At 71.9% G+C, this 10,517-nt stretch carries 12 protein-coding genes; 3 read left to right on the forward strand and 9 right to left on the reverse strand.

The annotated features are described in order from the left end of the window. The coding region (locus tag ACOJSN_RS04300; RefSeq protein ID WP_420111278.1) for an ABC transporter substrate-binding protein at positions 1–1,027 on the reverse strand (1,027 nt) is incomplete at its 3' end. A gap of 135 nt (positions 1,028–1,162) precedes the next feature. On the opposite strand from ACOJSN_RS04300, the gene ACOJSN_RS04305 reads away from it, so the two are divergent. After that, positions 1,163–1,816 carry a DUF1028 domain-containing protein gene (locus ACOJSN_RS04305; protein ID WP_420111279.1) on the forward strand — a complete coding sequence of 218 codons (654 nt, stop codon included), beginning with the start codon at positions 1,163–1,165 and terminating at the stop codon, positions 1,814–1,816. Here ACOJSN_RS04305 and ACOJSN_RS04310 read toward each other — a convergent pair. After that, positions 1,797–2,396 (reverse strand): helix-turn-helix domain-containing protein, encoded by a 600-nt coding sequence (locus ACOJSN_RS04310; RefSeq protein ID WP_420111280.1) that lies wholly within the window; start codon positions 2,394–2,396, stop codon positions 1,797–1,799. The two genes, ACOJSN_RS04305 and ACOJSN_RS04310, sit on opposite strands and share 20 nt — an antisense overlap. A gap of 111 nt (positions 2,397–2,507) precedes the next feature. On the opposite strand from ACOJSN_RS04310, the gene ACOJSN_RS04315 reads away from it, so the two are divergent. Continuing rightward, positions 2,508–3,194: a M23 family metallopeptidase gene (locus tag ACOJSN_RS04315; RefSeq protein ID WP_420111281.1), complete on the forward strand. Its 687-nt coding sequence runs from the start codon at positions 2,508–2,510 to the stop codon at positions 3,192–3,194. Here ACOJSN_RS04315 and ACOJSN_RS04320 read toward each other — a convergent pair. From ACOJSN_RS04320 to ACOJSN_RS04345, 6 genes are all read right to left on the reverse strand, one after another. Next, positions 3,131–4,075 (reverse strand): tyrosine recombinase XerC, encoded by a 945-nt coding sequence (locus ACOJSN_RS04320; protein WP_420111282.1) that lies wholly within the window; start codon positions 4,073–4,075, stop codon positions 3,131–3,133. The genes ACOJSN_RS04315 and ACOJSN_RS04320 overlap by 64 nt on opposite strands. Positions 4,076–4,170: 95 nt before the next feature. Further along, entirely contained in the window at positions 4,171–5,157 is a 987-nt protein-coding gene (locus ACOJSN_RS04325; RefSeq protein ID WP_420111283.1) for a MerR family transcriptional regulator, read from the reverse strand. Positions 5,158–5,172: 15 nt separating this feature from the next. Next, positions 5,173–5,877, reverse strand: coding sequence for a HEAT repeat domain-containing protein (locus ACOJSN_RS04330; RefSeq protein ID WP_420111284.1), 705 nt, complete (start codon positions 5,875–5,877; stop codon positions 5,173–5,175). A 55-nt stretch (positions 5,878–5,932) separates the two neighbouring features. Continuing rightward, positions 5,933–7,093, reverse strand: coding sequence for a DNA-processing protein DprA (gene dprA, locus ACOJSN_RS04335; protein ID WP_420111285.1), 1,161 nt, complete (start codon positions 7,091–7,093; stop codon positions 5,933–5,935). Continuing rightward, entirely contained in the window at positions 7,086–8,630 is a 1,545-nt protein-coding gene (locus ACOJSN_RS04340) for a YifB family Mg chelatase-like AAA ATPase (protein WP_420111286.1), read from the reverse strand. Before ACOJSN_RS04340 ends, dprA begins: the two co-directional genes overlap by 8 nt. Next, on the reverse strand, positions 8,627–8,986 hold the full coding sequence (locus ACOJSN_RS04345; protein WP_420111287.1) for a YraN family protein: 360 nt from the start codon (positions 8,984–8,986) through the stop codon (positions 8,627–8,629). The genes ACOJSN_RS04340 and ACOJSN_RS04345 overlap by 4 nt, the downstream gene beginning before the upstream one ends. A 664-nt stretch (positions 8,987–9,650) precedes the next feature. On the opposite strand from ACOJSN_RS04345, the gene ACOJSN_RS04350 reads away from it, so the two are divergent. Continuing rightward, entirely contained in the window at positions 9,651–10,115 is a 465-nt protein-coding gene (locus ACOJSN_RS04350; protein WP_420111288.1) for a hypothetical protein, read from the forward strand. Here ACOJSN_RS04350 and ACOJSN_RS04355 read toward each other — a convergent pair. Then, positions 10,069–10,374, reverse strand: a complete 306-nt coding sequence (locus tag ACOJSN_RS04355) for a DUF2469 domain-containing protein (protein ID WP_156221151.1) — start codon at positions 10,372–10,374, stop codon at positions 10,069–10,071. The two genes, ACOJSN_RS04350 and ACOJSN_RS04355, sit on opposite strands and share 47 nt — an antisense overlap. Positions 10,375–10,517: the final 143 nt, after the last annotated feature.

Genomic DNA, 10,517 nt, shown 5'->3' on the forward strand with positions numbered 1-10,517 from the left:
AGTAGCTGCTGTACTCGGCGAACCAGAAGCTGTCCTTCGGGATGGCCAGCTGGTTCGCCTCGGCGGTGCCGTAGCTCACCGCCTGCAGGATCGCTTCCCTGTCGATCGCGTACGCGATCGCCTGCCGTACCCGTACATCGCTCCACGCGTCCCTCGCCTGGTTGAGTGCGAGGTACCAGTAGTCGCTCGACGGCGTGATCCCCACCGTGAGGCCCTCGTCGCCTTCCAGCTCACTCACCTGTTGCGGCGGCACCACGTCGGTCCAGTCGATCTCGCCCGAGCGCAGCGCTGCGAGCGCCGTGGACGGCTCGGAGATGAACTGGTACTCCACGCCGCCGAGGGTGGGAGCGCCGCCCCAGTAGTCGGGGTTGGCGGTCAGGGTGATGTGGTCGCCGCTGCTGTACTCGGTGAGCGAGAAGGGGCCGGTCCCGATCGGCTTGGTCTGGATGTCGCCGGAGGTCACGTTGGCCTCCTGCACGATCGCGAGGCCCTTGAAGCCGCCGAGACTGGAGAGGAGGTTGGGGGTGGGCGCGCCGACCGTGATCACCACGGTGGCCTCATCGGGCGCCTCGATGCCGGTGACGGCGCCGAACTTCCAGGCGTTCGAGAGCTCCTCGTCGATGATCCGGTTGAACGTGTAGACCACGTCGTCGGCGCTGAAGGCGCTGCCGTCGTGCCAGGTGACGCCCTGCCGCAGCGTGAAGGTCCACGTCAGTTGGTCCTCGCTGACCTCCCACGACTCGGCGAGCGCCGGCTGCATCTCCAAGCTCTCGTCGGGCTGCACGAGGGTGTCGAACACGTTCTCGAGCACCTGGAAGGAGAAGTACGCGGAGGTCTTGTTCGGGTCGAGCTGGTCGGGCTCACCACCGATCGCGGCACGGAGCACCGCACCTGAGGCGCCGCCCTCAGCACCCTCGTCGCCGCCGTCGGTGCCGTCGAGGTCGACTCCCTCACCGGTCGAGCACGCCGAGACGATCGCCCCGGTGGCCGCCAACATGACCCCGCTGACAAATGTGCGTCGCTTCATCGTGACTCCCGTGTGGTTTCATTCTGATGATGTTCCATTCATTATGGGAGCATAGACGTCCGGCCACAACAGATTCGTCCAGCCGTAACTCAAACGTCACACAGATCCAGCCGAACCGATCCCGGGGGAACTCGCATGACCTTCACGCTGCTGGCCGCCGATACCCGCAGCGGCATGCTCGCGGCGGCCACGGCGAGCAGGTCGCTTGCCGTGGGCAACGCCGTGATCGCGATCGATCCGGCCGCGGGAGCGGTGGCGAGCCAGGCGTGGACCAACCGGTCGCTGCGAGCGCGGATGCTCACGGCGCTGGCCGACGGGCTGCATCCAGCGGAGGTCATGGCTGCCGTGCCGACCTGGGACGAGGAGCCCGAGAGGCGGCAGGTCGCTGCCCTGCTGCCGAGCGGCGAGGCCGACAGCCGTACCGGGACAGCCACCAGCCCGTGGGCCGGCGCCGTGGTGCGCCGGGGCCTGGTCGCGCTGGGAAACCTGCTCACCGGCCCCGAGGTGCTCGCGGCCATGGTCGAGGCCTACGAGGCGGAGGCCGAGCACACCGCGGGCGCGTCCGCGGCTGCGGGCGTGCAGGCGCGACGTGTGCTCATCGCGATGCAGGCCGGTGAGGCAGCCGGCGGCGACCGGCGCGGACGCCAGAGTGCCGCCGTGATGGTCGCGCGGGTTCGTGAGCACCGGCAGCACCCGCCCGACCTCGACCTCGACCTCCGCGTCGACAACGCCGAAGACCCGCTCGCCGAGCTGGCTCGACTGGTCGAGCTCAGCGTTCGAACGGGCTGACCGCTCCCAGCACGACCGTGGGCACGTCCGTCCCGTTCGCCCACCAGTGCGGCGCCGAGCACACATAGGTCGCGGAGTCGCCGGGGGCCAGCTCGACGCGTTGCTCACCGTGGATGACCACCAGCCGCCCCTCGAGCACGGTCACCACCTCGGTGCCGATGTGCCGGAACGGGCGGCCCTCGTTGGTGAACCCCACCGGCAGCGTCGAGCGGATCAACTGCAGCGTGGACTCCCCGCGAGGCGTCAACAGCTCGCGCTGGACCTGCTCCGCGGCAGCGAGAGTCGGCTCGGGCGGGATCGCGTAGATCGAGGCCGCCCGCACCACCGCCAGGTCCGACGCCGGCTCCTCCAGCAGCTGACTGATCGTGAGCCCGAGCGCAGCCGCGATCTTCGACAGCGTGCCCAGCGACGGGTTGCCCATTCCCCGCTCGAGCTGGCTGACCAGGCCCAGGCTCACACCGGCACGCTGCGCGAGCTCGGCGATCGAGAGGTCGAGGCGCTTCCGCGCCGCCTTGACCGTGGCCCCCAGCCCGGCAACCTGGACGGACTCGTCGTCGGCAGGGTTCGGCAGGTCGGCCATCCGCCGAGCCTATCGAGCACATTGTCCACAGGTGCGGCCTGATGCACCGCTGTCCACAGCACCCCCGAGTGGCGGTGGCGCGGCCGGCCGCGTTGGGTGTGGGCTCGGGACATGGTTGGTTCCCGGTTCGGATCCGTGGTGGGCGCGCTCGCTGTCGCGACCGCGCTCGCTCTCACGCTCACAGCCCCGCGGGCGCCCGACGGCGGGACCTCCGTGGTCTCGCAGCCCACCGTGGTCTCAGGGCCAGGTGAGCAGACGGGACCGTACTCGATGCCGCTGGAGGGCGAGGTGGTCGCGCCGTTCGACCCACCGGAGGCTCCGTGGGGTGCCGGTCACCGGGGCGTCGACATCGCCGGCACTTCGGGGTCGGTGATCCTGGCTGCTGCTGGCGGGGTGGTCGCCTTCGTGGGCGTAGTGGTCGATCGACCGGTGATCTCGGTCGACCATCCCGATGGCATCCGGACCACCTACGAGCCGGTGACGGCGCTGGTCGAGGTCGGCGACGCCGTCGCCCGAGGTCAGCCGATCGGCACCCTGGTGCTCGACGGGTCCCATTGCGCGCCGGCCGCGTGCCTGCACTGGGGAGCGCGCATCGGCGAGCGCTACATCGACCCTCTGTCGCTCCTGTCCGAGGCCGTCATCCGGCTGTATCCGATCACGGGACAGGTCACCGCCGCCCCACGCGCGGTCGGTGGATGGGCGGGGGACGGGGCGGTCAGCGGACGAGAGGGGGCTCATGCGCGCGGGTGGGCCTGGGTGAAAGCCGCACGCAGGCGCTCGGAGCTGATGTGGGTGTAGCGCTGGGTGGTGGCCAGTGAGGCGTGGCCGAGCACCTCCTGCACCGAGCGCAGGTCGGAGCCGCCCTCGAGCAGGTGGGTCGCGGCGGAGTGCCGAAGACCGTGCGGGGCGAGGTCGCGCACTCCCGCGAGCGCGGTCAGCTGGTGCACGGTCTCGCGGAGCTGGCGCACGTCGAGCCGGCCGCCGCGGACGCCGAGGAACAGTGCGTCTGGGCTGGTGGGTGTGGCGAGGTCGGCACGGGCCGCCAGCCATGCCTGTACGGCCTTCGAGGCGGGGAGCCCGAACGGCACCATGCGCTCCTTGCCGCCCTTGCCGAGCACCCGGACGAGGCGTTGCTGCAGGTCCACATCGGCGAGGTCGATGCCCACGAGCTCGGACACGCGCACACCGGTGGCGTACAGGAGCTCCAGGGCGGCCCAGTCGCGCAGATGTGCGGGTTCGGCGTCGTCGGCACGGGTGCGGGCGACGTCGAGCATCGCGGCGGCCTCGTCAACGGCCAGCACGGTGGGGACCACGTTGTCCGGGCGCGGCGCGAGCAGGCGCAGCCCGGGATCGGTGGCCAGGCGTCCGGTCCGGTTCGCCCACGCCGTGAACGCGCGCGCGGCGGCTGAGCGCCGAGCGAGCGTCGAGCGAGCCATGCGTCTGCGCGACTGGTCGGCCAGCCAGGCGCGCAGGGCGGTCAGGTCGAGCGCAGCGAGGTCGCTCGTCTCGACAGCCGCACCTGGTTGCAGCGGCAACGTGACCAGCAGCTGGGCGGCGTCCCCGAGGTAGGCGCGCACGGTGTGCGGCGACATCCCGCGCTGCGCTTCGAGATAGCCGGCGTAGGCGTGAAGCAGTTCCTCGTCACCCGGACGGGACTGCTCGGCCTCCGCTTCGGTCATCACACCACGGTGTCAGATGGGCTGCTGCCGTGGTGTCACGGACACGCGAACGCCTCGATCCGATCACGGGATGTACTGATCGATGGCCGACCGGTTCAGCGGCGGCTGAGCAGATACGTCGCGGTGTGCGCAACGGCCGGGTCCGAGTCCGCGGTGAGATCGGTCAGCGTGCTGACCGCCAACGGACCGGGCACGTCTGCGAGCGCGGCGGCCAGGCGCGGGCGTGGCGCACCGCTCTCGCGTGCCAGCGCGCCCGCGAGAGCCGTCGCCACCTCCTCGTCGCATCCGTGCTCGGATGCGAGCGCGCCCAGAACATCGGAGGCGTCCACGTCACGTCGCCCCTCGACCACGAGCGAGATCAGGCCCGGGATCGCATCCGCCTCGCCGAGCGAGCCACGCGCGAGCAGGGCGCTCGTGCGCACCACAGGATCGTCGTGCTCGAACGCCGCGGCGAGTGCCGTGGTCGCGGCGGGTGATCCGATCTTCGCCAGCGCCGCCACGGCGCGATGTCGCCGCGCGGCCTGAGGCGAGTGCAGCGCCTCCGTCAACGCGTCCACCCCGCTGTCGCCGGCTTGCGCCAGCGCCCAGTCGAGCGTGCCGGCCACGTTGACCTCGGGCTCGTCGAGCACCGCCTCGGCGAGCGCGGCGGCGTCGTGCCCGTCGAGCGCGAGTGAAAGAGCGAGCCTCTGGCGCGCCCGCGGATCGTCGGCGTCCAGGCCTCGCAGCAGGCCGATCGTGCGGAGCACGTCCGACCAGGCAGCGGGGTCGCTCGCCTTGACCCAGCCGAGCCTGCGGAGCAGCTCCCGATCCTGTTCCAGGCGGCTGCGGGTGCCGGCGATCAGCTGCTCCACCATCGCAGCGGGGTCGAACGTGAGGTCATCCAGCACGTCGCGGATCTCGATCAGGCTCAGACCGAGCGACCGCAGCCCCTCCACGTGGAACAGGCGCTGCAGGTCCTCGTCCGTGTACTCCCGGTAGCCGCCCGAGGTTCGATGACTCGGCGTCACAAGACCGACCCGGTCGTAGTGGCGCAGCATCCGGGCACTGATCCCGGACTGCTGCGCCACCTCACCGATCAACATCCGCGTGCACTCCGCTCAGGACACCGTGGGTGATGCGAGCAGCGCGACCGTGCGTCGGGCGTCCTCGATCGCGGCGTCGAAACCTTCGTCCGGGTCCTCGATCAGCCGCAGCGTGGCGGTGGCGTGCGCGGCCACCTCCGGGTCCGCGTGGCTCCGGGCACCTTCGAGGACCGCCATGCCGGCGTCCCCCAGCTGGCCGAACGCACGGCTGAGACTGAGCCGGACGTCCCGGTCACCGCGGCCGAGCTGGGTCGCAAGCACCACGGCGAGCGCTCCCTCGGATCCCGTGGGTACGAGCCCGGTCGCGGCCCGCCACGCGGCCCGGGCAACCTCGTCGTCAGCGTCACGGAGCAACGCCTCGGTGATCGCCGGCCACGTCTGTGGCTCTCCGAGCTTGGACAGGGTGTGCAGCGCCTGGCTTCGCGCCTGTGCCACCTCGGAGCTCAGCTCGAGCAGCACTTGCGCGACCGTGCCCTCACGGTCGGCGCGCGTCAGCGCCCAGGTGAGCATGTCCCGCACGTAGAAGTCGGGCTCCACCGCGCAGCGGCGCACGAGCGCCTCGACGTACTCCGGCCGCGGGTTCGTGCCGGCGTGCAGCGCCGCCCGCAGGCGCGTCGAGGCGTCGCCTGCGGCCAACGCCGTTGCCACCTGCTCGGCGAGTCGCTGCTCGGTGAGTCGCCGGTCGTCGGAACGCTGCTCGTCCGTGTGCTGCTGGGTCATCTCGACCACCTCCAGGACCCAGCAGACACCCTGTCACAGTGTCAAGGTCAAGTCATCACGATGCTGCCTCCTCGCGTGCGCGCCGCCAGCCCGTTCCAGTGCGCTGCACCTTGCCGACCATCTCGAGCATCCCGAGCGCGGCGAGCGTCTCGGTGGCCGACAGGCCGCTGGCCCGCACGAGGCTGTCCACCTCGGCGGCCGCCCGAGCCGGCATCGCATCGAGCACGCGCGCCTCCTCCTGATCGAGGTCGTCAAGCAGTCCCGGCTGCGCGTAGGGCGCCTCCGCCACCGGCTCGAGCCCGGCCGTGAGCTCGAGCACCTCGCCCACGTCGCAGACGCACACCGCCGTGCCCTCGCGCATCAACCGGTGGCACCCCGCCGAAGCGGCCGAGGTCACCGGACCCGGCACGGCGCCGACCGGCCGCAACAGCTCTGCCGCGTGCCGGGCGGTACTGAAGGCACCCGAGCGCCACGCGGCCTCGACCACCACCGTGGCCTCCGACAGTGCCGCGATCAATCGGTTCCGTGCGAGGAACCGCTGCCGCATCGGGGAGGTGCCCGGCGGCGCCTCCGAGACCACGGCACCGCACTCGATCACCTGCTCCAACAACTCCACGTTGTCCTTCGGGTAGAGCCGATCCAGCCCGCCCGCCATCACGGCCAGCGCCGGACCGCCCTCGGCCACGGTGGCGTGGTGCGCGGCGGCGTCGATACCGAACGCCCCACCGGAGACCACGGCCACGCCGCGGCTCGCGAGCCCGACACCGAGCTCGCGGGCCACATGCTTGCCGTAATTGGTGCACGAACGGGCACCCACGAGCGCGACCGCGCGCCGCGTCATCGCCGCCAGCTCCGCCGACCCGAGAACATAGAGACACATCGGGCGGGTGTCCCCCAGGTCATCGAGGCGCCTCGGCCAACGTGGGTCGTCGGGCAGCAACACCCTGCCGCCGAGTCGCCGCATCACCGCGAGCTCGCGGCGCGGGTCCAGGCCGTTCAGGCGCGGGCGCCACCGCGCGGCAGCAGCGCCCCAGCCCACGTGGGGCGGCACGCCGGGCGGCTGCAACGACTCCGACCGCACCCAGTCGAGCGCGGCGACCGGCCCGATCGCCCGCACGAGCGAGCCCGCCACGTGCTCACCCGGCTCGGCGATACGGCTCCACGCCACGGTGGCGAGCAGCAGGTCAGTGCCGTCGAACCTCAGTCGCTCAGCCATGGGTCCCTCCTGCCCGTAATGAGACCGCGGTGGCGAGGTCGGACGCCGCGGGCGCATCCCGCTCCCCCAGGTCAGCGAGCGTCCACGCCAGCTTGATCACCCGGTCGAGCCCGCGCAGGCTGAGCCGCCCGGAGTCGCGCAACTGGTCGAGCCGTCCCACCAGCTCCGGTGCGCGCTGCCGCGTGACCTCGCGCAACCACGGTCCCGGGACCTCGCCGTTCACACGCCACGGTGTGCCGTCGAGGCGGGCGGCCGCACGATCACGCGCAGCCTGCACCCGTGCCGCGACCACCGAGCTGCGCTCCCCCACCGGCGCGGCGCGGAGCACGCCGGCCGCCAGATCCGGCACCTCCACGCGGATGTCGACACGGTCCAACAACGGACCGCTGAGTCTGGACATGTACCGGCGCCGCGCGATCGGCGTGCACACGCAATGCATCCCCTTGCCGCTCGCGCGCCCGCACGGGCACGGGTTCGCGGCGAGGACGAGCTGGAACCGAGCCGGGTACCGCGCGCTCCCGCGGGAGCGGTGCAGCACCAGTTCGCCGTGTTCCAGCGGCTGTCGCAGCGTCTCGAGCACCCGCGGCTGGAACTCGGGTGCCTCGTCCATGAACAGCACTCCCCGATGGGCACGCGAGGCCGCACCCGGCCGCGGCAGCCCGGAGCCGCCGCCGATGATCGAGGCCGGTGTCGCTGTGTGGTGCGGGTTCTCGAACGGGGGCCGCTGCACCAGCCCGTCCCGGGCGTCGAACGTGCCGGCGATCGAGTGCAGGCTCGTCACCTCGACCGCCTCCGCCGGCGTGAGGTCGGGCAGCAGACCCGGCAGCCGCGCCGCGAGCATCGTCTTGCCGGTACCCGGCGGGCCGTGCAGCAGCAGGTGGTGACCGCCGGCGGCGGCGATCTCCAGCGCCAGCCTGGCCTGTTCCTGGCCCAGCACGTCCGCGAGGTCGAGCCGGTCGGCCGCCGAACGCGGCGCCGGGCTCGGCTCCACCTGCTCGAGGACGCCCGGTGCCACCGGGTTGACGTCAGCACCGTAGGACCGCGCCAGCTCGGCGAGGTGCCTGACGGCCGTCACCTCGGCTCCCGGCACGAGCCGTGCCTCGGCCTCGTTGGCCCACGGCACCACCACGCGCGGCCGGCCGGCGGCCACTGCTGCGGCCACGGCGGGCAGCACGCCGCGCACGGGGTGCACCCGCCCGTCGAGGCCGACCTCCCCCACGTGCACGCGACCGGCTCCCCGGCCGGCGCGGGTCTTGCCGTCGGCGGCCAGGATCGCCACTGCGATGGCCAGATCGAACCCGGACCCCGCCTTCGGCAGCTCCGCCGGCGTGAGGCCGACCGTGATCCGCATCGTGGGCCAGGCGATCCCGCACGAGGAGATCGCCGCGCGCACGCGCTCGCGCGCCTCTCCGAGTGAGGTGTCCGGGAGCCCGACGATCCGAAAAGCGGGCAGCCCCGAGGCCAGTTGCGCCTCCACCTCCACCACGTTGCCCTCGAGGCCCACGAGCGACACCCCGAGCGTGCGCCCCAGGCTCATCCGCCCACTCCCTCGATGTGCTCCACCAGCGGCCGCTCACCGCGCCGCTGCAGGACTGCGATCACGTCGATCCGCATCCCAGAGGCGTGCACCTCGTGCGTCTCGACCCACGCGCCGGCCAGCCGACGCAACCGGGCGAGCTTCGCCCGGGTGACGGACTCGGCCGGGTGCCCGAACGCCGTCGACGTGCGGGTCTTGACCTCCACGAACGCGAGCACGTCACCGTCGAGCGCCACGATGTCCAACTCGCCGATCGGGCAGCGCCAGTTCGCGTCGAGAATCTCGAGCCCTTTGTGCGTGAGCCAGGTGCGGGCGAGCTCCTCGCCCGAACGGCCCACCGTGTCCTTCGTCGCCATACGACCACCTCCACGAGGCACGATTGCGCAGCCGCAGGCACGCCCGCATCGCCCGGGAGGGGGTGCTGTGGATGACGGTGCATCGGCCTGCATCTGTGGACAGCGGCCGCTCCGGTTGGCCGTTGGCACTCGCCCCGCGGGGCTGGTGTGCCGTTTGTGTCAGTTCTTCAACGCCATCTGCCCACGACCGGGGGCCACGTGCCGTTGATGTCACTTCCTCAACGCCGTGCGTCGCCCACGGCCCGGCCCGAGCCCGCTTCGGCGTGACTCAGGTGCCATATCGGCACGCCAATCACGCCACCGTGGCCATCGGCGTGATTGCGGTGCCAAAATGGCATGCCAATCACGTGGGGGCTGCCCCCCGGCGTCCTCGGCGGACGGCCCTATGGCGCCGGACTCGCAGCCTTTCTAGCGTCGAGTCATGATCTCGACGGCCCAGGGGCGTGTCTCCCAACTCCGGATCTGCTGCGCGGCACCCGGCACGAGTGCGGGCGGCGTTGCGTCCGCTCGAAAGCCAAACCCGGGCGTCCTTCGCGAACGCGCCTTGCCATCACCCGCGCCTGGCACCGCTCTCGACGACCCGGGCGCCGGGAGGCACGCCCCGGCTCACGAGCCGCCACCGGCGCAGCATCGTCCCTCGCCGCTGGGTCTTCCGCTCGCTGCGGTGGTTCCGCTCGCCGCGCTCGCGATGCCGCGCGCCGTGGCGCACGACCTCGGCCTCGTCGCGCCCGGGACGGCCGCGAACACTGCGCTCACACTGGGACCGATGGTCGTGTGGGTCCTGGTGGCGGTGCTGCTCTCACGCCGACCGCTCGCCACGCTGCTCGCCGCCGGCACCGGGTATGGGGTGCTGCTCGGCTTGATGCACAATCTCGCGTGGTCGACCGCGTGGGGTGGCGACCCACCGCGGCTCGGCGGCAGCCTGGCAGGCGCGTGGCCACCGGCCACGGAGGAGCTGCTGATGCGTGGCGCCACCGGGCTCAGCAGCCTCGCGATCGGCACAGTGCTCGGCCTGGTCGTCGGCGCGCTGGCGTGGGGGATCCAGGAGCTTGCGCGCCGCTACGGCGTGCGCCTCCCGCTGACTACTGGGGCATCTCCAGCTCGGCCTTGGCGAGCTCCTCGACGTTGACGTCCTTGAACGTCACCACCCGCACGGTCTTGACGAACCGGGCCGACCGGTACACGTCCCACACCCATGCGTCGTTCAGCGTCAGCTCGAAGAACACCTCGCCGCCGGCCGACCGCACCTGCAGGTCCACCTGGTTGGCGAGGTAGAACCGCCGCTCGGTCTCCACCACGTAGGAGAACAGCCCGACGACGTCCCGATACTCCCGATACAGGGCGAGCTCGGCGTCGGTCTCGTAGTTCTCGAGATCCTCAGCACTCACGAGACCATCATGCCCCTTCGAGACCAGCCCTGGCTCCGCCGTCGACATCGAGGGATGCTCTGATCAATGGGGGCCGTTCGCGAGCGGTGTTCAGGTGCGTTCATCGCAAGGCCGAGGAGGGAGCGATACCGGGGTTGTATCGC

Source organism: Pseudactinotalea sp., from assembly GCF_048594945.1.
GTDB lineage: Bacteria > Actinomycetota > Actinomycetes > Actinomycetales > Beutenbergiaceae > Pseudactinotalea.